At 61.1% G+C, this 21,070-nt stretch carries 19 protein-coding genes and 1 tRNA gene; 4 read left to right on the top strand and 16 right to left on the bottom strand.

Features of this window, described 5'->3' with window-relative positions:
* The 10 genes from IE087_RS04910 to IE087_RS04865 all read right to left on the bottom strand — a co-directional run bounded on the left by IE087_RS04910 (position 1) and on the right by IE087_RS04865 (position 12,113).
* The gene (locus IE087_RS04910) at positions 1 to 810 is read right to left on the bottom strand and encodes an alpha/beta fold hydrolase (RefSeq protein WP_189368143.1); all 810 of its coding nucleotides are present in this window, start codon (positions 808 to 810) and stop codon (positions 1 to 3) included.
* Positions 810 to 2,336, bottom strand: coding sequence for a benzoate-CoA ligase family protein (locus IE087_RS04905; protein WP_189368142.1), 1,527 nt, complete (start codon positions 2,334 to 2,336; stop codon positions 810 to 812). The genes IE087_RS04910 and IE087_RS04905 overlap by 1 nt, the downstream gene beginning before the upstream one ends.
* Before the next feature lie 85 nt (positions 2,337 to 2,421).
* On the bottom strand, positions 2,422 to 3,294 hold the full coding sequence (locus IE087_RS04900) for an amidohydrolase family protein (RefSeq protein ID WP_189368141.1): 873 nt from the start codon (positions 3,292 to 3,294) through the stop codon (positions 2,422 to 2,424).
* On the bottom strand, positions 3,291 to 5,063 hold the full coding sequence (locus IE087_RS04895; protein ID WP_189368140.1) for an AMP-binding protein: 1,773 nt from the start codon (positions 5,061 to 5,063) through the stop codon (positions 3,291 to 3,293). The genes IE087_RS04900 and IE087_RS04895 overlap by 4 nt, the downstream gene beginning before the upstream one ends.
* The gene (locus tag IE087_RS04890; protein WP_189368139.1) at positions 5,060 to 5,518 is read right to left on the bottom strand and encodes a MarR family winged helix-turn-helix transcriptional regulator; all 459 of its coding nucleotides are present in this window, start codon (positions 5,516 to 5,518) and stop codon (positions 5,060 to 5,062) included. The genes IE087_RS04895 and IE087_RS04890 overlap by 4 nt, the downstream gene beginning before the upstream one ends.
* Positions 5,518 to 6,279, bottom strand: coding sequence for a crotonase/enoyl-CoA hydratase family protein (locus IE087_RS04885; protein WP_189368138.1), 762 nt, complete (start codon positions 6,277 to 6,279; stop codon positions 5,518 to 5,520). The genes IE087_RS04890 and IE087_RS04885 overlap by 1 nt, the downstream gene beginning before the upstream one ends.
* 256 nt (positions 6,280 to 6,535) lie before the next feature.
* The gene (locus IE087_RS04880; protein WP_189368345.1) at positions 6,536 to 7,852 is read right to left on the bottom strand and encodes a TRAP transporter large permease; all 1,317 of its coding nucleotides are present in this window, start codon (positions 7,850 to 7,852) and stop codon (positions 6,536 to 6,538) included.
* 42 nt (positions 7,853 to 7,894) lie between these two features.
* On the bottom strand, positions 7,895 to 8,461 hold the full coding sequence (locus IE087_RS04875; RefSeq protein WP_189368137.1) for a TRAP transporter small permease: 567 nt from the start codon (positions 8,459 to 8,461) through the stop codon (positions 7,895 to 7,897).
* Positions 8,462 to 8,534: 73 nt separating this feature from the next.
* Positions 8,535 to 9,572, bottom strand: a complete 1,038-nt coding sequence (locus IE087_RS04870) for a TRAP transporter substrate-binding protein (protein ID WP_189368136.1) — start codon at positions 9,570 to 9,572, stop codon at positions 8,535 to 8,537.
* Between the two features lie 126 nt (positions 9,573 to 9,698).
* Positions 9,699 to 12,113, bottom strand: coding sequence for a GcvT family protein (locus tag IE087_RS04865; protein ID WP_189368135.1), 2,415 nt, complete (start codon positions 12,111 to 12,113; stop codon positions 9,699 to 9,701).
* Between the two features lie 120 nt (positions 12,114 to 12,233).
* On the opposite strand from IE087_RS04865, the gene IE087_RS04860 reads away from it, so the two are divergent.
* Entirely contained in the window at positions 12,234 to 12,638 is a 405-nt protein-coding gene (locus IE087_RS04860; protein ID WP_189368134.1) for an ACT domain-containing protein, read from the top strand.
* A gap of 180 nt (positions 12,639 to 12,818) precedes the next feature.
* Here IE087_RS04860 and IE087_RS04855 read toward each other — a convergent pair.
* Positions 12,819 to 12,895, bottom strand: a tRNA-Met gene (locus IE087_RS04855).
* A 47-nt stretch (positions 12,896 to 12,942) separates the two neighbouring features.
* Positions 12,943 to 13,992 carry a uroporphyrinogen decarboxylase gene (gene hemE, locus IE087_RS04850; RefSeq protein WP_189368133.1) on the bottom strand — a complete coding sequence of 350 codons (1,050 nt, stop codon included), beginning with the start codon at positions 13,990 to 13,992 and terminating at the stop codon, positions 12,943 to 12,945.
* A gap of 66 nt (positions 13,993 to 14,058) precedes the next feature.
* On the opposite strand from hemE, the gene hemC reads away from it, so the two are divergent.
* Both hemC and IE087_RS04840 read left to right on the top strand, forming a co-directional pair.
* On the top strand, positions 14,059 to 15,015 hold the full coding sequence (gene hemC / locus IE087_RS04845; protein ID WP_189368132.1) for a hydroxymethylbilane synthase: 957 nt from the start codon (positions 14,059 to 14,061) through the stop codon (positions 15,013 to 15,015).
* A gap of 192 nt (positions 15,016 to 15,207) precedes the next feature.
* Positions 15,208 to 16,794: an acyl-CoA dehydrogenase family protein gene (locus IE087_RS04840; RefSeq protein WP_189368131.1), complete on the top strand. Its 1,587-nt coding sequence runs from the start codon at positions 15,208 to 15,210 to the stop codon at positions 16,792 to 16,794.
* A 215-nt stretch (positions 16,795 to 17,009) separates the two neighbouring features.
* Here IE087_RS04840 and hemF read toward each other — a convergent pair whose 3' ends face one another.
* The 4 genes from hemF to clpS all read right to left on the bottom strand — a co-directional run bounded on the left by hemF (position 17,010) and on the right by clpS (position 20,124).
* The gene (gene hemF / locus IE087_RS04835) at positions 17,010 to 17,903 is read right to left on the bottom strand and encodes an oxygen-dependent coproporphyrinogen oxidase (RefSeq protein WP_189368130.1); all 894 of its coding nucleotides are present in this window, start codon (positions 17,901 to 17,903) and stop codon (positions 17,010 to 17,012) included.
* A gap of 66 nt (positions 17,904 to 17,969) precedes the next feature.
* Entirely contained in the window at positions 17,970 to 18,773 is an 804-nt protein-coding gene (locus IE087_RS04830) for an SDR family NAD(P)-dependent oxidoreductase (RefSeq protein WP_189368129.1), read from the bottom strand.
* Between the two features lie 4 nt (positions 18,774 to 18,777).
* Positions 18,778 to 19,761: a class I SAM-dependent methyltransferase gene (locus tag IE087_RS04825; protein WP_229801263.1), complete on the bottom strand. Its 984-nt coding sequence runs from the start codon at positions 19,759 to 19,761 to the stop codon at positions 18,778 to 18,780.
* Positions 19,762 to 19,770: 9 nt separating this feature from the next.
* Positions 19,771 to 20,124 (bottom strand): ATP-dependent Clp protease adapter ClpS, encoded by a 354-nt coding sequence (gene clpS / locus IE087_RS04820; RefSeq protein WP_189368128.1) that lies wholly within the window; start codon positions 20,122 to 20,124, stop codon positions 19,771 to 19,773.
* Positions 20,125 to 20,234: 110 nt separating this feature from the next.
* On the opposite strand from clpS, the gene IE087_RS04815 reads away from it, so the two are divergent.
* Positions 20,235 to 20,933, top strand: a complete 699-nt coding sequence (locus tag IE087_RS04815; RefSeq protein WP_189368127.1) for an HAD family hydrolase — start codon at positions 20,235 to 20,237, stop codon at positions 20,931 to 20,933.
* Positions 20,934 to 21,070: the final 137 nt, after the last annotated feature.

Here is a 21,070-nt window from a genome sequence, read left to right as displayed (position 1 = left end):
TTAGTGCGCCTCCGAATGCGCGCCCTCCAGTGCGAGCAACGTCTCGCAGAAACCCGCTACCGCAGGCGTCACGATCTCGGGCGCATCTTGATGCGGCGCATGTCCCGCGCCATCCACGATCAGCGCCTCAATGGGGGAATAGGCGCGTTCCTCAACCTCCCACACCTGCGCAAGCGTGCCATAGGCATCCTCGGCCCCCTGCACGACCAGCGCCGGAATGCGCCAGTGATCAATCGCATCCGCCACATTCCAAGCGGCAAAGCCGGGAGCCGTCCAGGCGTCATGCCACCCGTAAAAGGCCACGTAAGGATCATCGTGATGGCGCGCCAACCGGTCTTTCAGGTCGCCGGTTTCATAGGCCACCTTCGCCGCGCGAATGGCCTCCAACCCCTCAGGCTCTGTAAAGAAGTGCGGCGCGACCAGGATCAGTCCCCGCACGCGCATATCCGACACCGTGCCAGCATAGATGCCCGCAATTGTCGCGCCGTCCGAATGGCCCAGCAACACCGCGTGTTCGATCCCGGCGGCATCCATGAGCGGCCCCAGAACATCCACCGCCTCGCGGCTCATGTAATCCAGCGGGCGCGGCAAAGTGACGGTCGAAGACCTACCATATCCCGCACGGGAATAGGCCAGCACCCCCATGCCGGTTGCCGCAGCCAGCTCGGCAGGCCAGCCCCGCCACAGCCCGACAGATCCAAGCCCCTCATGCAGCATCACCAGCGTCGGTGCGTCACCGGGCGCAGGTCCCCAACACGCATAGTCCAACACTTGCCCCGCAACCGAAACCGTACCCGCCGACCACTCCATCACACATCCTCGCGCAACTTGAACCGTTGGATCTTGCCTGTCGCCGTCTTGGGCAGGCTGTCCACACACTCGACCCAGCGCGGGTACTTCCACTTGCCCACGCGGTCCTTCACATGATCCTTCAGCACCTCTTCCAAGCCCTCGGGGCGCTGCCCATGCGGCACCACAAAGGCCTTGGGTTTGTCCAACCCGTCTGCATCCTTCATCGCCACAACGGCGCATTCCAGCACGGACGCATGAGACGTAATGGCCTGCTCCACTTCGAAGGGGCTGACCCAGATGCCGGATACCTTGAACATGTCATCCGTCCGTCCGCAGTAGACATATCGCCCATCGTCACGGCGCTCATATTTGTCGCCAGTCCATGTCCATACGCCTTCGAATGTCTCGCGCGTCTTGTCGCGCCGGTTCCAATAACCGCCCGCGGCCGAGGCCCCATTGACCAGCAACTCGCCCACTTCGCCCGTGCCAACATCCACGCCACGCTCGTCCACCAGCCGCACCTCATAGCCCGGCACAGGCACACCCGATGTGCCGTACACAACATCGCCCGGCGCATTCGACAGAAAGATATGCAGCATCTCGGTCGATCCAACCCCGTCCAGGATCGGCACACCGGTCAGCTTTTCCCAGCGGGTGCCAACATTCTCCGGCAATGCCTCGCCAGCGGAAATGCACCTGCGCAAGGGCGCATCGGGTGTCCCTTCCGCCTCCATGTGCGCAACCATCGCAGCATAGAGCGTTGGCACGCCGCAGAAGACGGTCGGCTGTTCATCCCCAATCACCTGCACCATGACATCCGGCGTGGGCCGCCCGCCAAAGATCACGACCGTTGCCCCAACCGACATGGGAAAGGTCATCGCATTGCCCAGGCCATAGGCGAAAAAGAACTTGGCCGCCGAAAACACCACGTCCTCTTCCTGCACCTGCAGGACCTGTGCGCCATAGGTGTCGGCCGTGGCCCGTAGGGCCGAATGAATGTGATGCACTCCCTTGGGTTGCCCGGTCGAGCCCGAGGAATAAAGCCAGAAGGCCGTCTCGTCGTCCTTGGCGTCGAACGGTGCAATCGGACCATCAGCCCTAGCCATGAAACTGTCATAGGTCTTTGCACCATCCCGGGCGTCGCCAATAACCACGACCCGGCGCAGGTATGGATTGTCCGCCAAAACGGGCGCCACGACCTCCCACAACGCTCCCGACACAACCAACATCGTGGCGCGACTGTCGCGCAGGATGGCGTCATAAACAGGGGTCGCCAGCAACGTGTTCAGCGGCACCGGAATGACCCCGGCCTTGAGCGCGCCCCAGAACAGGATCGGAAACTCGATCTGATCCAGCACCAGCATCGCCACCCGTTCCTCGGGCCGGATATCTGCCGCAATAAACGCCGCTCCGGCGCGCCCCGACGCGTCAGACAGCGCGCCATAGGTCAGGCTGCGCCCCGTGCCGACCTCACGAAAGGCAACCTTGTTGACCCGCCCCTCGGTGACATGTCGATCCACGAAATACGATGCCGCGTTTGCCATGCGTCCCCTCCCAAAGACTCATGAAGATGCTTTATCCTGCATCCCGCGCCCAATTGCCGCAACCATTCGCCGGACAGTGCGCAATTTAGTGCAACCCAAGCAACCGCGCCGCATTGTCCTTCAAAATACCGGGGCGCACCTCGTCCTTGATGCCGATGCCCTCGAAATCATTGAGCCACCGTTCGGGCGCGATCATGGGCCAGTCCGACCCAAACAGCATCTTCTTGCGCAAGATCGAGTTACAGTATCGCACGAGGATTGGCGGAAAGTACTTCGGCGACCATCCGGACAGGTCGATATAGACGTTCGGCTTGTGCTGCGCGACGGCCAGCGCTTCCTCCTGCCAGGGAAAGGATGGGTGCGCCAGAATGATCTTCAGGTCTGCGAAATCGACAGCCACATCATCCATATACATCGGGTTGGAATACTTCAGGCGCATCCCATTGCCCCCGCGCATGCCAGAACCAACCCCTGTCTGCCCGGTGTGAAACAGGGCAATGCCACCCTCATCCTCGATAGCGCGGTACAGGTCATAAGCCATGCGATCATTGGCATAAAAGCCCTGCATGGTCGGATGAAATTTGAACCCCTTGATGCCAAAGTCGCGCATCAGTCGCTTAGCCTCGCGTACACCCATCTTGCCCTTCCACGGGTCGATACTGGCAAAGGGGATCAGGATGTCGCTGTTCTCGGCAGCGATCTCTGCCACCTCTTCATTGGCATAGCGGCGATAGCCCGTCTCCCGCTCTGCATCGACGGGAAAGATCACGGCAGCGATGTTCTGCGCCCGGTAATGTTCCGCCGTCTCGGGCACAGTCGGCGGATGCTTCCAGGGCGCACGGAAATACTCCGCCATGGTAGATTGCAAGTCGTCATAGCCGTCATCCGCATGACACCCGCACGGCTCTTCCGCATGGGTGTGGATGTCGATGGCGCGGATCTTTTCCAGATCAATCATAGGACAATACTCGCAGGATCATTGTCGTCATAAAGCCGGTCCACCAAGTGGGCCCGGCGCTCCAGCAGCTTGGCAAAATTGAGGTTGCCCTTGGCTGTCACCTCACCTGCCCCGATGTCAGGCGGCTCCGACAAAACCAAGGCGCGCGCCACCACCCGGGCCGAGCCAGAGGTGGTTTCAGATCGTGAAAACATACGACTACGTATGTCACATGATGCTGCGCAGCATAAAGCACCGTTATCAGCCGCTCCATCCACCGCATCAGGCCCCGGAACCACCAACATCCCGACCTCATCGCGCCCGGCACCGCAGATCACCAAATCCTGCGCCAACGGGCCTAGCAGCGCCAGCATCTCCAGCCGGATTTGCGCCGCCTGCACCCATATCCCCGTGCTCAGCTTGAAGTCTTCGGACAACCGCCCGTCAAAGCGCAAGCCCTTGCCCATATCGTCCGGATCAACAAAACGCATCGCATCTCCGGTGATGAAAAACCCCTCATCATCAAAGGTTTCTTCGGTTTTCCCAGGGGCATCGTGGTAACCTGAGAACACGTTGTCCCCTTTTACCCGCACGTCCATGCGCCCCGTCCCGTCATCCACCAACTTTACGGTCACGCCCGTCATCGGCACGCCGACAATGCCGGCGCCCTTGGCGGGCACATGCTGCAAAAGCGCGGCAGGCGCCGTCTCCGTCAGCCCCCAGCTTGACGTGATCAGCGGCATCCGACCCGCCGAATCCATCGCCATACGCTCAAGTATGTTCCACGTCCCCTGAGGCAGCGACGCACCCGCATAAAAGATCATATCAAGGTTACGAAAATACGTCTCACGCAGCGTCGCATCCCGCTCCATTGCCGCAACCAATTGGGCAAACCCAATCGGCACATTGAACGAGATCGTGCCCGACACCAGCCCCAGATTCTCGACCGTGCGCGCAAACTTCGCAGGGATCGGCGCACCATCGTCAATATACAGCGTACCCCCATTCGCCAGCACCAAGTTGAAGTTATGCGATCCACCAAACACATGATTCCACGGCAGCCAATCCACCAACACCGGCGGGCGGGCGGAGACAAAGGGCAAACCATCCCGGATCTGCGCCTGATTGGTGGTTATCATCCCGTGGGTCGTCACCACGGCCTTCGGGTCGGACGTCGAGCCGGAGGTCAAAAGCAGCTTCGTCACCGTCGCGGGCCCAACACCGGCATGGGCCGCAGCAACATCCGCCGACCCGGTCAAACCATCCAACGCAGCCGCGCGACCGGACACCACACGCGACACCAGCTTCGGGCACTCAAACACATCCAGCGCAGGGCCAAACGCGTCATCATCGGCCGCATAGACCAACGCGGGCTTCACGAGGTCGCGCACATACTTCAACCGTCCCCGAGCCGCCGGGATCAGGCTATATTGCGCGGCCACGGGAACGGTCACCAGCCCAACATATTGCGCGGCCAACGTCAGCAACGCATGGTCAACCGAATTGCCAGACAGGATCAGGATCGGCCCATCGACACCGCGCGCCAGCAGACCGGCGGCCAAATCACGGACACGGTTAAGCGCATCAACATACGATACCGTATACCAACCCTCCCCGGACCGCTCGGCCAGAAACTCCGCATCCGGTGTCCGCGCCGCCCACCGATCCAGCCACACCCCCGTGCAGCGATCGACGGCAGACATCTCGTATCCGGACCGCAACAGGATCGACCCATCGGCACGATCCTCCCGCACCACCTTGTGCGGCCGCAGGTCCAGATGGTCCGTCATCCCCGCCCCTCGATCCGCATCAGCGCCTTCTTTACAGCGGCAATCTCAACCTCGCGCAGTCCGTCCAGCATGCGCCGGTCATGCGCACGCACCGCCGCCCGCGCCTTTTCATAAACCTGCCGCCCCGCCAACGTGCATTGCAGGGCATAGGCGCGGCGATCCGTCTCGCTCGGGGCGCGTGTCACCCACCCGGCCTCTTCCAGTTGGTCCACATAGACCACCACATTCGCCCGCTCGACAGACAGCGCCTCGGCCAACTGACTGGGGCGCAGACCCGGGTTCTCAACAATCATCGACAGGGCAGAAAAGGTCAGCATACGCAGTCCAAAGGGTTCCAACGTCCGCGCCAGATCCGCCTGCAACACATTGAACGCACGCTTCATGTTGTAGCCGACAAAATCACGCAGCGCCGCGTCCGACGCACCACCCTCGGGCTTCTCCTTTGGCTTTTCCATCACCGGAACCTCGGGCTGCGTTTTTCAAGAAAGGCCGCCAAACCTTCGGCAGCATCGGGAGAGGTCTGTGACAACGCCGTGGCCAGGCTTTCAACAAACAGCCCGTCCTGCCGCGACATGTCTGCAATCCGCGCGATCCCCTGGATCATCATGTAATTCGACAGTGGCGCGTTCCCGGCAATCTGTGCCGCAATCTCCAACGCGCGGGGCAGCGCCTCACCCGGACCAACCGCATAATGCGCCAGTCCCAGCGCCACGGCCTCGTCCGTTCCATATTTGCGCCCAGTCAGCATCATCTCGGTCATCCGGTCCGGCCCAAGGATACGCCCAACGCGCACGGTCGCCCCACCCCCGACAAAGATCCCGCGCCGCCCCTCGGGCAGTTGGAAGATACAATCAGGCTCGGCAATCCGCACATGGGTCGACGTGGCCAACTCCAACCCACCGCCAATCACAGCGCCCGTCATGGCCGACACAACGGGCAGGCCAGATCCCTGCACCTTGTCCATCACCGCATGCCATCCGCGCGAATGGTGCAAGGTGCCCTCGGCATCGCGCGCCACATGCTCCGACAGGTCCAGACCGGCACAGTAATGCCCCCCCGCCCCCGTTATGACGGCAACACGCACACCCTCCGGCGGCGTGGAAAAGAACGCATCGATCTCGGCCAAAAGCCCGTCCGACATCGCGTTGCGCTTGTCCGGGCGATTGAGCGTCAGAACCGCAACCGCCTCCTGAACATCCACCCGTAAATCCGGCATGCACGCCCCTTTAGTTATGCTACATAACTATCCAAGCACACCTCCTCCATTCCGGCAAGTCCGCCCTTAACGGCTCATTAAGGTTAACCCACCGAGCGTGACCTTAACCCCGCTCGACACGCCGAAAACGCCCCAGCCGGTGTACGGGGGGTGCACAGGGGGTGTACGGATGGTGACAGGCCCGTCGCCCTTGTTTTCATGGCGTTAACGCCTGTGTCAGGCAAAACCCGCCGTTCAGACCAACGAACGTTGCGCGTCATGGGATCAGGAACAGCGTGATCGCCGGGAAAGCGACCAGCAGAATCACCCGGAAAATGTCCGACCCGACAAAGAACAGAACGGCCTTGTAGGTCTCGGTCATCGGCGTCTCGCGATCCATCGCATTGATGATGAACAGGTTCATCCCCACCGGAGGCGTAATCAACCCGACCTCCACAACGATCAGCACCAGAATGCCAAACCAGATCGCCACATGTTCGGGCGTCATCCCGAAATCAAGGCCCGAGATCACCGGGAAAAAGATCGGCACCGTCAGCAGGATCATCGACAGGCTGTCCATCACGCAGCCAAAGATCAGGTAGAACAACAGGATCACGCTCAGCACCAGGATGGGCGTAAACCCTTGGGACAAAACGAAATCAGCCAGCCATTGCGGTGCGCCCGACAGGGCGAGGAAGTTGTTGTAGAGCGACGCGCCCAACACAATGAAAAAGATCATTGCGGTGGTCTTGGCCGTCCCGATCAGGGCTTCGCCCAGCACGCGCCACGTCAGGTTGCCGCCCATCAGCGCAACCAGCCCTGTGCCGGCAGCGCCCACGGCGGCGCCCTCGGTCGGGGTGAACCACCCGGCATAGATCCCGCCCACAACCAGCGCGAAAATCGCCAGAACCGGCCATGTCTCGGCCAGCGCCTTCCAGCGTTCCGCCATCGGCACCGCCGCGCGCGTGCCCGCGCTGTCCGGATATAGCCGCACATAGATCGAGATGGTGATAACATAGCCAATGGCCGCCAGAATACCGGGGATGAAGGCGGCCAGGAACAGTTTGGCAATGTTCTGTTCGGTGATGATCGCATAAATTACAAGGATCACGGATGGCGGGATCAGGATGCCCAGCGTACCGCCCGCGGCCAGCGTCGCGGTCGAGAATCCCCCTGAATATCCGTATCTTTTCAGCTCCGGCAGGGCCACGCGGCTCATCGTGGCGGCCGTCGCCAGCGACGATCCGCAGATCGCCCCGAACCCGGCGCAGGCCCCCACGGATGCCATCGCAACCCCGCCCCGGCGGTGACCCAAAAAGCTCTCTGCCGCCTTGAACAGCGCGGTCGACATGCCCGACAGGGTGGCGAATTGACCCATCAGCAGGAACATCGGGATGATGGTTAACGAGTAGTTAGAAAATGTGGTGTAGGTTTCGGATTTGAGCTTGGCGAGGATCGGCGTCGGGTTGCCGTTCATCGCGAATATCCAGCCCAACAGGCCCATCAGGAACATGGCCAGCCCAATCGGCGCCCGCAAAAAAATCAGGCCCAGCAGAATAGGGAACGACCAGAAGCCCAGTTCCAGCCGGGTCAGGCCCAGAAATTGGACAATCTCGCGAATCCAGTCCATGGCCCGTTAACCCTCTGGCAAGATGTGGCGACCCGTCGCGGCTTCCACCAGCCGCGCCCAGGCGCAGTAAACAGCCGTCAGGCTCGCAATGGCTGCGGCACCCACGCTCGCGGCATAGGCCCACCAGACCGGAAATTGCAGGAACAAAGTCGTCTCACCATTGCCCAGATAGCGCAGCATGCCTTCGTACAGGCGCAAGGCGATGAACACGATGACGATGGCCAGCACGACCTCCCAAAAGGCGCGCAACCAGCCCAGCGGACGGCGCGGCATAGACGATGTGAACACGTCCACAGTCGCATGATTGCCGTAGAACTGGCAGACCGGGAAAAAGGCGAAAATGGCAAAGGCGACACCCGCCTCGGTCAGCTCATAGGTGCCGTTGATTTCATCCACGCCGGTCGCTACCAGCCATTCACCCAAGGTGACCATCCAGCCATCGGCCATGGAATGCCCCAGCTTCGACAGCTCGCGCCCGATGATCGACAGCGTGGTCAACAGGATCAGAATGACCAGAACGATCCCCCCGATCACCGCCGACATCCGCGACAGCCATTTCACCACCTCGTGCATACCCGCCTCATTTTATTGGAAAATCGGGCCGCGACATCTCTGCCACGGCCCGACTTCAAAGGTAAAAAAACGGTTAGCCTTCGTAGGCATCCATCAGCGCGCGCGCCTCATCGATCAGGGCTTGCCCGTCGATACCTTTGCTTTCCATATCAGCCACCCATTCGTCATAGATGGGCTGCGCTGCGGTACGCCATGCTTCCAGATCACCACCCGACACGGTCACGATATTGTTGCCGTTGTCGACAGCAGCCTGACGGGCCGGACCATCTGAGTCCGCCTGCGTGCCACCGGCAAAGATGCTGAACTCCAGACCGGAGTTGTCATCAATGACCTTCTGCAGATCAGCAGGCAGGGACTCGTAGCGATCCTTGTTCATCGCCAGCACAAATGTCAGCGTGTACAGGGCATTGCCTTCAAACTCGGTGTGATTGCCCACCAGTTCCGGTACCTTCAGGGCACCCGTGACTTCCCACGGGATCGTGGTGCCGTCGATCACACCTTTGCTCAGACCCTCAGGCACGGCAGGAACAGGCATCCCGACAGGGGTAGATCCCATCTTTTCCAGCAAGGTATTCACGGTGCGCGACCCGCCCCTGATCTTGAGGCCGGCCATATCGGCCGGGGTCTTCACTTCGGTGTTGGTGTGGATCATGCCCGGCCCATGCACCCATGTCCCAAGGATATGTACATCCTTGAACTCGGTATCTTTCATATGCTTTTCAAACATTTGCCAGTAGGCGGATGACATCGCGCGGGCATCTGTCATCATGAAGGGCAGCTCGAACACCTCGGTGCTGGGATAGCGTCCCGGCGTGTAACCAACCACGGTCCAGACGATATCCGCCACACCATCAATGGCCTGGTCCATCAGCTCTGGCGGGCGCCCGCCCAGCTGCATGGATGGATAGCGATCCACCTTGATCCGCCCACCCGAGGCTTCTTCGACATTGTCAGCCCAGACATCCAGCACCAGCTTGGGCACGTTGGCTTGCGCGGGCAAGAACTGGTGCAGGTTCAGCGTCACCTCTTGCGCCAGTGCGGCGGTGCCGGAGCCGATGGCGAACGCGGCAGCGCCGACCATGTTCAGAAATGATTTGCGTGTAAGTGACATGAATTTCCTCCCTTATCCGGTCGGGCACGTGCGGCCTGACTCGCTCTTCCAGAGAGATTGTTATGCAACGCAACTAAATCTGTCACCCGCCTTTGTAACTATATCGCCGCTTTTGGCCGATGCTGCTCAGCCACGCGGACGGGTTGTTTCGGGATCATACGGGCCGGGTGCAACGACCCTGCACGGCACAAGCTCACCCAACATATCCACCGTGATTTCAGTGCCTTGCGCTGCCAAATCAGGACGCACAAAGGCATAGGCAAGGTTCATCCCAACCCGATGCCCCCAGTCGCCCGAGGTTACAGCCCCCACGACACAGTTATCCTGCATCAACGATGCCCCCGGTTGCGCGTGCGAGGTGGTGCAGTCGATCTGCAAACTCACCAGCTTGGCCGTCGGCCCCTTGGTCTGCCGCATTTCAAGCGCCGCCTTGCCCACGAAATCCTTGTCTATCTTCACGAACCGGTCCAGCCCGGTCTCGAACGGATCGAACTCAGTGATCAAGTCGGCCTTCCAATGCAGATACCCCTTCTCCATCCGCATGGACTCGACCGCCCGCGCCCCGAACAGGCGCAGCCCATGCGCCTCACCCGCCGCGCGCAGCGCCAGATAGGCAGCGTAAAGCTGGTTGTTCGGCACATGGATTTCATACGCCAACTCGCCCGAAAAGCTGACTGACATCACGACCGCAGGCGCAATCCCAACAAAGGCGCGGCGCACCGACAACCAGGGGAACGCCGCCGCTGACCAATCGCCACGAGAGGCGGCTGAAAGTACATCTCGCGCCTGTGGCCCCGCCAGAACGAGGATCGTCCAGCCGTTCGTAAGCGACTGAAACGACACGTCAAACCTGTCCGCATGTGCGCGCAGCCAGTCCATGTCATGCCACTCGGCAGCGGCCGCCGACCCATACCAGACAGGCCCATCAGGGATATTGGCAATCGTCGCCTCGCCCTTCACGCAACCATGATGGTTCAGCAAATAACCGAGGCCCACCTTGCCCGCCTTCCGCGTCACTCGCCCACAGATCACGTGGTCAAGGAAGTCGTGTGCATCCGGCCCCGTGATCTCGATCCGGTTGAACCCGTTGACCTCAGCCAGGCCAACACCGGTCTGCACCGCCGTTACTTCCTCGGCCACGACATCAAACGCCTCGTCAAACTGGAACCCGTGCGTCACGTCAAAGTCAGGCGACGGCTTGAAGTACTCCGCCCGCTCCCAGCCATTCACGACCGTGAACTCTGCCCCTTCCGCTGCCAACACCGGGGTCAGCGGTGTTGTCTTCATGGGCCGCCCTGCAGGGCGATGCTCATTCGGGAAATGGAACCGAAACTCGTTCTGATAATCCTCAATGGCCTTCAGCGCGGTCAGTTCCACGTTGCCGTGTCCGGTGAACCGGCGAGGGTCGAGACACCACGTGTCATAGCACGCTTCCCCATGCACGATCTGCTGCGCCAGCAGCCAACCATGGCCGCCGCCTTCACCCAGCCCGGCGCGCAACCCGATGATGCAAAACGCATTTCTCTTGCCCGGGACCGGCCCAACCAGAGGCGCCCCATCGATGGTGTACGTGATCGGTCCGTTGACGACGTTCTTGATCCCCACCTCTGTCAGTGCGGGCATACGGGCAAAGGCACCCTCCAAAACATCCGTGATCCGGTCCAAATCATCCGGGCACAGATCATTGGAAAAGTCCGGCGAAATCCCGTCCATGCCCCAGGTCTTGCAATCCTGTTCGTAGAACCCCAGCAGCAGGCCGTTCTTTTCCTGACGGCAGTAGTAGTCGCTGATCGGGCAACGCAACAGCGGCATCCGGTGGCCTGCCGCCACGATGCCGGGGATCTCGTCGGTCACGAAGTACTGGTGCTCCATCGACATGACGGGGTGGTGCACCCCCATCATCGCGCCCACCTCGTTCACCCGGTAGCCGCAGGCGTTTACCACCACCTCGCAGGCGATATCGCCCCTGTTTGTATGAACGATCCAGCTGTCGTCCTTCAATTGGGTCAGCCCCGTCACATTCGTCTGACGATAGACCTCCGCCCCTGCCTTGCGCGCCCGCCGCGCCAGCGCCTGACAAAGCGAGGCCGGGTCAATATCTCCGTCATTCCCGTCCCACAGCCCGCCCAACAGGTTGTCGGTCGAGATCAGCGGATGGCGGCGCGCGCAATCCTCGGCGTCAATCACCTCGAACTCCACCCCCATGCCCCGCGCCATGGACGCGAAATGGCGATAGCCATCCATCTGCGCCTCGGTGTTGGCCAACCGGATGCCGCCATCCCCGTGATTGTACTGCACCGGGTAATCCGGATCGTCACGCAGTTCCTGATACAGGTTGATGGAATGCGTCTTGAGGCCCACCATCGTCTGGTTCATGCCAAAGTTCGTCACTTGCGCCGCCGAATGCCACGTGGTGCCGCTGGTCAATTCGTCCCGCTCGACCAGCACCACATCCGTCCACCCTTCTTGCGTCAGGTGATACAGGGTGGAACAACCGGCAATGCCGCCGCCAATCACAACGCACCGGGTTTGAGTCTTCATGGGAACGCCTTTCCATTGCATGTTGTCAGGAACATTGAAGGGCAAGCCGGAACGTTCAATTGGGGTGCTTCGGTTTCAGCGTCTGCGAAACTTGGATTTAAAGATGTGAAAGGCAGCACTATGCCAGTGAAAGAGACCCAATCCATGATCGCAGGCATGGCCCCCGATCTGCGCCCGGGCACTTGGGTGTTTTGCAGCGATCCGGCGCCCGCGGCGATACCGTCAGACGCATTTGCACTGGTCCGCGAGGCCGAGGGGGCGACACTCATCCTGCCTGCCGGCACCGCGGCGACTCTGGGATACGATGTTTCATTGGAAATGCGCCAGATTACGCTGAACGTGTATTCAGACCTCGAAGGCATCGGGTTGACTGCGGCTGTAGCAGTGGCGCTGGCCGAAGCAGGCATAAGTTGCAATGTGGTTGCAGCCTATCACCACGACCACGTCTTCGTTCCTGCGCCAGATGCGGAACGCGCCGCGTCGGTGTTAGTGTCGTTGCAATCCTCTGCTCTGGATCAGGACTAGGTGCCGTCCAAAAAACCCTGTGATTAATGCAGCGAACTGACACCCATGGTTTGCACATTGGAATAGGTCAGTAGCTTGGGGAGGCTTGAACGCGCGCACTCAGCGGAACGCCAATGGCGATGCGTGTAAGTCGGGCCCCTGTCCGGGCCCAGCATCCCAAGCAGACGTACCGGTGGATGATGGTGGCGTGGGGGAGACTTGAACTCCCGACCTCTCGATTATGAGTCGAGCGCTCTAACCAGCTGAGCTACCGCGCCATGGAGGCGTGACCTATGCCAGCGCCTCAGTGTCGTCAAGACAGAAATCAGGACTTTGTGGACCGGACCGTTTCGATCATCAGCGCCACGTTGTCCGGGTCTGCATCCGGGGTGATCCCGTGACCCAGATTGAAGATGTGCGGCCCCTTGGAAAACGCCTGCACAATGGCCCGCGTCTCGTCTATCAGCGCCTGACCACCCGTCACCATGTGCGAGGAGGCCAGGTTGCCCTGCACACAGCCGCTGGTCTGAACATTGGCCGCCGCCCAGTCCGGCGATACCGAGTTGTCCAGCGCCACGCAATCCACGCCCGTCGCCTTGTGGAACCCTATGTACCCATCCCCCGCCTCCCGCGGGAAGCCGATGACCGGAATGTGGGGATAGCGCGCCTTGAGCGCCGCCGTGATCTCGGCACAGGGCGCAACAGCGTATTTCTGAAATGCCTCCCCCTTCAAAGACCCTGCCCAACTGTCAAAGATCTTCACGACCTCGGCCCCGGCCTCGATCTGAGCCGCAAGATACTCAATCGTAGCGGCCGTAATCCGCGCCAACAGCGCCTCAAAGGCCACGACATCCCCCTGCATCAACGCATGTGCCGGCCCCTGATCCGGCGTCCCGCGCCCGGCGATCATGTAGGTCGCCACAGTCCACGGCGCGCCAGCAAAACCAATCAGCGTCGTCTCCTCCGGCAGCTCCTGCCGCAGAATGCGCACCGTCTCGTAGATCGGGTTCAGAGTCTCGTGAATGTCATCCATAGGCTTCAGCGCATCCACGCCCGCCTGATCGGTAATGGTCGACAGGCGCGGCCCCTCACCGGTCACAAACCACAGATCAGCGCCCAGCGCCTGCGGCACCAGCAGGATATCAGCAAACAGAATGGCCGCGTCGAACCCATAGCGACGGATCGGTTGCAACGTCACCTCGGCCGCCAGCTCCGGGTTGTAGCACAGCGACAGAAAATCACCGGCCTGCGCGCGGGTCGCGCGATATTCGGGCAGGTAACGCCCAGCCTGCCGCATCATCCAGATGGGTGGCGTCGGCAACACCTCACCCGCCAAAGCCCGCAAAATGGTCTTGCCGGTCCCGCCATCTTTCATCACACACGCCCCTGTCTATTCGTTTCCAGTTGTCAACATAAGTTGACACATCTAAAAGATAAAGTCATGACCGTGCGCCTACCAACTCCATCCGCCCCGCTCAAGATCGGAACCCGCGGATCCCCCCTCGCCCTTGCCCAAGCCTATGAGACGCGCCAGCGTCTGAGCAGCGCCTTCGACGTGGCCCAAGAGGCGTTCGAGATCGTTGTGATCAAGGTGACGGGCGACAATCGGTCGATGATCGCCGTTGATCGCCCGCTGAAAGAGATTGGAAACAAGGGCCTTTTCACACGGGAAATTGAAGACGCGCTGCTCGAGGGCGGTATCGACATCGCCGTCCACTCGACAAAGGACATGCCCACGGTCCAGCCGGACGGTCTGATCCTCGACACGTTCCTCCCGCGCGAAGATGTGCGGGACGCCTTTGTGTCGCACAGCCTGACACGGATCACCGATCTGGCCGAAGGCGCCACGGTCGGCACCTCGTCCCTGCGTCGCCGGGCGCAACTCCTGCACAAGCGGCCCGACCTGAACGTCGTCGAGTTCCGCGGCAATGTACAAACCCGGCTGCAGAAATTGGCAGACGGCGTGGCAGACTGCACCTTCCTTGCCAGCGCGGGCCTCAGCCGGCTGAACATGACCGACGTGCCAGCCACGCCCATCGAACCATCCGATATGCTGCCGGCCATCGCCCAAGGGGCCATCGGGATCGAACGGCGCATCGATGACACCAATACAGCCGAGATGCTGTCGGCCATCCACGACACACCAACGGGCCAGCGCCTCGCAGCTGAACGCCAGTTCCTGTTTACGCTCGATGGCTCCTGCGAAACCCCCATCGCCGGGCTTGCCACGCTTGACGGCAGCACGCTCACCCTCACCGGCGAAGTCCTGCGCCCCGACGGCTCGGACGCGATCAGCAGTACCCGCCAGGGACCCGTTGCAGATGGTGCAACTATGGGCACCGACCTGGCCCAAGACCTTCTGAAATCCGCAGGCCCCGGCTTCTTCGACTGGCACTGATCCAAATTCACTTTGCCAAGTAAACCTCGGGGGAGGTCGCAGACCGAGGGCAGAGCCCCAATGAACGGCACAGTTGCCACCCGACCCTTCGGGGAGGATTTTTCAAAACAGGGAAGAGCGGACCGACACCGCTTTTCTCAACAATAGGCTCAGGCCTTGACCGACTCAGAGGCAAAGCAGCACGCTTGCACCATGCCCACACCGCGCCGTCATCTGCCCACGCATGAGGTCGAAAACCAGCCTGACCCGCTGGGTGATGTGAACCTGTTTGCAGACGATCCCATTCTGGTCACGACCGCGCCCGATCACCTAAAAGAGTATGGCGCTGCCTTGGGGCGGGCCGACACACGTGCAACAGGACAAGCGGCCAATCGGCATATACCGGAACTGACCCTCTTCGATACAGGCGGGCGGCGGTTGGACGAGGTCTCGTTTCACCCCGCCTATCACCAGATAATGTCACTCAGCCAAGGCGCAGGCTATGCCGCGACCGCCTGGGATAGCGGCAGCCACGTGGAACATGCCGCGATGGTCTACATGGCCAACCAGGTTGAACCGGGTCATTGCTGCCCGCTGACCATGACCTATGCCGCTGTTCCCGCCCTGCAGGCTGATCCAAAACTGGCCGCTACCTGGGTGCCCAAGCTGACAGCCCGCTCTTACGACCCCAGCGTCCTGCCAATCGATCAAAAAACATCCGCGACACTTGGCATGGCCATGACCGAGAAACAGGGCGGTTCGGATGTGCGCGCCAACACCACGCGCGCTGCGCCGGATGGCGATCACTGGCGGCTCACGGGTCACAAATGGTTCTGCTCTGCTCCCATGTCCGACGGCTTCCTGACTCTCGCCCAAACAGACAAGGGGCTAACCTGCTTTCTGGTCCCACGCTGGCTTGAGGGCGACCGGAACGCAATCCACCTCATGCGGCTCAAGGACAAGCTGGGCAACAAGGCGAATGCCTCGTCAGAGATCGAGTATCACGACGCCCTCGCCTATCAACTCGGCGACGAGGGGCGCGGCGTACAGACCATCATCGAAATGGTGCACCACACGCGTCTAGACACGGCCATCGCGCCCGCGGGGCTGATGCGTGGGGCGCTGACCCACGCCATGCACTGGGCGCGGCACCGGCGCGCGTTCCAGAAAACCCTAATCGACCAGCCATTGATGGGGGCCGTGCTCGCCGATTTGATCCTCGACTGGCAGGCTGCGACACACCTTGGACTGCATGTCGCCAAAGCATTCGACGATCCAGCGGCCCGCCCCTTTGCCCGCATCGCGGTGGCCCTCGCCAAATTCCTCAACAACAAGCTATGCCCGCGCGTGACCCTGGAGGCGATGGAGGTGCTGGGGGGTATGGGATATGTCGAGGATACGCCTATGCCAGTGTATTACCGCGAAGCGCCTCTGAACAGCATCTGGGAAGGGTCCGGCAACGTGATCTGCCTCGACATACTGCGCACACTGGCGCGCGAGCCAGAGGCTGGAGACGCTTTGACAACAGACCTCGACAGTGCGACCGGGCAGGACACCCGCTACGACCAGGCCCTGAAAGACCATCGCGCCCGCTGGCCTGCTCTGCCTGCCGAACACGAGGCGCGCGCCTTTGCCGAACGCACGGCGCTTCTTCTGGCGGCCTCCGTTCTGATCCGCCAAGCGCCTTCTGCAGTCGCAGACGGGTTCATCAACACCCGTATCCACGCGCCCTCAGGTCAGATCGCAGGCAGCGCCACGGACCTCAATGTCCCAAGCGTTCTGGCCAGTTTCGAAAGCTGAACGGGTCGGCGGGCGGGCGCCTTTGCGCACCGCGCAAACAGAGCCGCCCGCCGACATTCAAAAAACCACACCCCGTTGGGCACGAGGGTGCAACGCGCAGGGTTAAAATAGGCATATCGAACCGTGCGGCGCTCAACCCGCTGAAAACACGACGCATTCACAGACAGATTAATCTTCAGATAAGGCCGCGAACAGCTTGTCCCCGCGGGGACAAATCACACCCACTTCGCCAAAGGCGGTAAGGACATCAGCACAGCGTTCGCATCGTGCCCCGTCTCAAGCCCGAACTTCGTCCCCCGATCATAGACCAGGTTGTACTCGGCATAGAGCCCGCGATGCACAAGTTGCTTGTGCTTGTGATCCTCGTCCCAGTCCTGCACCCGACGCTTCTCGACCAGAGGCAGATACGCTGGCAAAAAGGCCCGCCCGATGTCCTGGGTGAGCGCAAAATCCGCCTCCCAGTCGCCGGTGCAGTGGTCATCCATGAAGATGCCCCCGACACCCCGCGCACGGTTCCGGTGTGGGATATAGAAGTATTCGTCCGCCCACTCCTTGAGGCGCGGATAATGGGCGTCCCCATGGGGATCCAGATGGGCCTTCTGCTGGGCGTGGAAATGCGCCGTATCATCCGCGTACTCGATGCAGGGGTTCAGGTCGGACCCTCCTCCGAACCACCACGCATGGGGCGTCCAGAACATGCGCGTGTTCATGTGTACCGCCGGACAATGCGGGTTCTGCATATGGGCAACCAGACTGATGCCCGAGGCCCAGAACCGCGGGTCATCCTTCATCCCCGGAATGCCCTTACGGGCCGCCATGGCATTCTGCGCCCGTTCGCCCAAGGTGCCGTAGACGGTCGAGACATTCACCCCAACCTTCTCGAACACACGCCCCCCGCGCATCACGCTCATCAGCCCACCGCCCGCGTCTGATCCATCGTCGGACGTGCGCTTGGTGTCCGTCACCTCGAACCGCCCGGGCGCCTCATCGGACATCGGGCCAGTGCCTTGGGTGTCTTCCAGCTTTTCAAATGCAGCCACGATATCGTCCCGCAACTGACGGAACCACGCAGCGGCGCGGGTTTTCTGGCTATCGAACTGTTCGGTCATGGCGGGCTGTCCTGCTTGGTTGACAGATTTCTAGCCCAACGGTCCCCGCGGGGCCAAGCGCAAACTCTAATGCGCTGGCGCATCAACCGGGTCGAGCAGGCTGCGCCCCCCGTCCACGGTCATCACATCCCCGGTCATGAACCCGGATCCATCTGAGGCCAGAAACTGCACCGCATCCACCAGCTCCGTCGGGCTCGCGATCCGGTGCAAAGGCGTGTGCCCCTCGATGGTCTCACGCCAGTCAGGGTTATCGGCAATCGAGGCTTTGAGCGAGGCCGACATGACAGACCCGAAGGCTACCGCATTCACGCGGATACGTTCTGGGGCCAGCGCAAGGGCCATGGACCGCGTCATCTGCTCAAGACCGGCAGACGCAATGGAGTAGCCAAGCAACTCGGGACGTGTCTGATGCGCAGCGATGGAACTGAGGTTGATAATCGACCCGACGCAGGCCGCATCCTCATTGTCCTTGGCCTGTTTGATCATGCGCCGCGCCACCTGCTGGCTCAGCCGCAGGGCCGTCATCAGGTTCTGTTCGAGCAAGGTTTCGACAGAGGTATCCTCGGGGTCCAGCGCGTCGGTTTCCATGACCTGACGGGATGCATTCACAAGGATGTCGATCTGATCAAAGGCGTCAATGGTGGCCGAGACCAGATTGGCGATGGTCAGCCGTTGCCGCAGGTCGCCAGCGAAGTAACGGATGTTCCCTTCTTCGGCGACATCGCCCAACTCTTCGTGCAGCCGCTTTTCATCCATGTCGGCGCACATCACGTTCGCACCGCGATCCGCGAAATGCCGGGCGATGGCGAGGCCAATGCCGTTGGCAGCACCTGTGACGATCGCGGTCTTGCCGTTGATGGAAAAGGACATGGGGCTACCCCTTGTTTTTCTTTGGCCGTTCGGCCCGCACCAGTTTGAACCGCGCATCGCCGTCCAGATCAACCACTTTGGTGAAATGGGACGCAAGGGCATCTTCGTAAGGCAGGTGCCGGTTGGCGACCATCCACAGCGCCCCGTGGGGACGCAGGATGCGTGCCGCATTGGCAATGAAGGCCCGCCCGAGGGACGGATCAGCGCTGCGCGACTTGTGGAAGGGCGGGTTCATGATGACCGCATCGACCTTTTCAGGTGGTGACCATACGGCAGCGTCCGCCCAGTGAAACTGCGCGCGAGGGTCCGTCACATTGTGGCGGGCGCATTGCAGCGCCATGTCATGTGCTTCGACAAGGTGCACGGCTTTGACATCACGGGTCAGGACATGCGCCGAGAGATAGCCCCAGCCTGCGCCCAGATCGGCGACGGTGCCCACCATGGCTTCGGGCAATGCCCCAACCAGCATTTCAGACGCGGGATCGACTCCGTCAGCAGAGAACACCCCTGGCGCAGTCCAGAACCCACCGGGATGCAGTTCCGGGCCGCGAGCCCAATCGGAGAGATCGGCAACACCGGCCATCCAGTAGATCTTGCCATGCGCCTTGGAGATGGGTGCGCCCACCTCGACCCGTTTGCGCAGCGCCTTCAGCATGGAATCTGCGCCGTCAGTCTTTAGCCCGTCGACGATCACGGGGCCATCGGTTTGGGCCATGGCGGCCGCGACGAGCGATTGCGCCTCGGCCCGGGCGCGGGTCAGGCAGACGATGCTGGCGGCAAAGCGGGTGTCTTTGGGCAACTCCGGCGAGACGGAATACCCCATCTGTTCAAAACGGTCGCACACCATGACCAGGGGCGACACGACGTGCACCCGGTCCTTGGGCAGTGCAGACAGGTCGGCTTCCTCAGACGGATGCAGAACGGCCACGGGGCCATTGCCCCATGCGTCCATCGCATCGAGCGCCAGAGGCAGACGATCACCTAGCACCTAGGCGGCCTATTCCTCTTTTTCCATTGTGCATTGCAGGGGGTGCTGATGCCTGCGGGCAAAGTCCATGACCTGCCCCACTTTTGTCTCGGCAATCTCGTGGCTGAAGACACCGACAACGGCGAGACCCTTCTTGTGCACGGTCAGCATGATTTCAAATGCCTGCGCGTGATTGAGGCCAAAGAACCGTTCCAACACATGCACCACGAATTCCATGGGCGTGTAATCGTCGTTCAAAAGCAGCACCTTGTAGAGCGGCGGGCGCTTGGTCTTGGGCTTGGTTTCGGTGACGACGGCGGTGTCGCCATCATCATCCGCCGGACCTGCCGACTTGGGTGCCATCATGTGCATGTCAGACTGCATGCGCGTCCTCATAAACGGGAATCTCTTGGTGAGCTTGGATCACCCTATATAACGCAAGGGCGTGTTTAGGAAAGAGGGCGGCGCGGGAATGTCGCGTCACAAAAAGCGGAATGGGTTTTGAAACGGCATGTATAGCGTTCGATGCAGACGACACGCTGTGGCACAATGAGCGTGTGTTCAAGCTGACGCAGGAGCGGTTTGCCGAGTTGTTGGCCCCACATGTGGATGTGCCCGATCTGGATGCGCAACTGCTGGCCGCAGAGCGGCGCAACATTGGGCACTACGGGTTTGGGGTCAAAGGTTTTGTCCTGTCGATGATTGAAACGGCCCTTGAGGTGACCGAGAACCGGGTGCCGGGAGATGTCATTGGCGATCTGATCGCGGCGGGTCAGGATATGCTGCGCCATCCCATCGACCTTTTGCCCCACGCGGACGAGGCCGTGGCCCGCGCCAAGGAACACGGCCCGGTCCTGTTGATTACAAAGGGCGATCTGCTGGATCAAGAGCGCAAGCTGGCGCAGTCCGGTCTGGGTGACCTGTTTGATGGGGTCGAGATCGTGTCGGACAAGACCCCGGCTGTATATGCCCGCATCTTTGAGAGCTTTGGCGGCGCTGACCGCGGCATGATGATTGGCAATTCAATGAAATCCGATGTGCGCCCGATGATTGACGCAGGCGGCTTTGGTGTCTTCGTGCCCCATGATCTGGCCTGGGATCTGGAGGCGGCCGACGCGCCCGAGGGACACCCACGATACGCCGCCCTACCCGATCTTGGTGCGCTGTCCGATTTTTTGCAGACGCAGCGATAAGCCGCCGCCACATTCCTGCCACAATCGCCCTTTTGGGGCCATGCGTTGCCGCATCCCCCACATGTTGTTTGATGCGTGTGCAGAAAAACGGAAACGTGAGCCGCATCAACACTTTATCGAAACTGCGACCTGTGTTA

The organism is Tateyamaria omphalii (genome assembly GCF_014651375.1).
Lineage (GTDB): Bacteria > Pseudomonadota > Alphaproteobacteria > Rhodobacterales > Rhodobacteraceae > Tateyamaria > Tateyamaria omphalii.
The sequence above is the reverse complement of the archived record's forward strand: the minus strand, read 5'-3'. Positions and strand labels throughout refer to the sequence as shown.

Excerpts from the sequence above, each read along its gene's own strand:
- IE087_RS04910 (WP_189368143.1), bottom strand. The coding sequence starts at position 810 with ATGGAGTGGTCGGCGGGTACGGTTTCGGTTGCGGGGCAAGTGTTGGAC.
- IE087_RS04905 (WP_189368142.1), bottom strand. The coding sequence starts at position 2,336 with ATGGCAAACGCGGCATCGTATTTCGTGGATCGACATGTCACCGAGGGG.
- IE087_RS04900 (WP_189368141.1), bottom strand. The coding sequence starts at position 3,294 with ATGATTGATCTGGAAAAGATCCGCGCCATCGACATCCACACCCATGCG.
- IE087_RS04895 (WP_189368140.1), bottom strand. The coding sequence starts at position 5,063 with ATGACGGACCATCTGGACCTGCGGCCGCACAAGGTGGTGCGGGAGGAT.
- IE087_RS04890 (WP_189368139.1), bottom strand. The coding sequence starts at position 5,518 with ATGGAAAAGCCAAAGGAGAAGCCCGAGGGTGGTGCGTCGGACGCGGCG.
- IE087_RS04885 (WP_189368138.1), bottom strand. The coding sequence starts at position 6,279 with ATGCCGGATTTACGGGTGGATGTTCAGGAGGCGGTTGCGGTTCTGACG.
- IE087_RS04875 (WP_189368137.1), bottom strand. The coding sequence starts at position 8,461 with ATGCACGAGGTGGTGAAATGGCTGTCGCGGATGTCGGCGGTGATCGGG.
- IE087_RS04870 (WP_189368136.1), bottom strand. The coding sequence starts at position 9,572 with ATGTCACTTACACGCAAATCATTTCTGAACATGGTCGGCGCTGCCGCG.
- IE087_RS04865 (WP_189368135.1), bottom strand. The coding sequence starts at position 12,113 with ATGAAGACTCAAACCCGGTGCGTTGTGATTGGCGGCGGCATTGCCGGT.
- IE087_RS04860 (WP_189368134.1), top strand. The coding sequence starts at position 12,234 with ATGCCAGTGAAAGAGACCCAATCCATGATCGCAGGCATGGCCCCCGAT.
- hemE (WP_189368133.1), bottom strand. The coding sequence starts at position 13,992 with ATGAAAGATGGCGGGACCGGCAAGACCATTTTGCGGGCTTTGGCGGGT.
- hemC (WP_189368132.1), top strand. The coding sequence starts at position 14,059 with ATGACCGTGCGCCTACCAACTCCATCCGCCCCGCTCAAGATCGGAACC.
- IE087_RS04840 (WP_189368131.1), top strand. The coding sequence starts at position 15,208 with ATGCCCACACCGCGCCGTCATCTGCCCACGCATGAGGTCGAAAACCAG.
- hemF (WP_189368130.1), bottom strand. The coding sequence starts at position 17,903 with ATGACCGAACAGTTCGATAGCCAGAAAACCCGCGCCGCTGCGTGGTTC.
- IE087_RS04830 (WP_189368129.1), bottom strand. The coding sequence starts at position 18,773 with ATGTCCTTTTCCATCAACGGCAAGACCGCGATCGTCACAGGTGCTGCC.
- clpS (WP_189368128.1), bottom strand. The coding sequence starts at position 20,124 with ATGCAGTCTGACATGCACATGATGGCACCCAAGTCGGCAGGTCCGGCG.
- IE087_RS04815 (WP_189368127.1), top strand. The coding sequence starts at position 20,235 with ATGGGTTTTGAAACGGCATGTATAGCGTTCGATGCAGACGACACGCTG.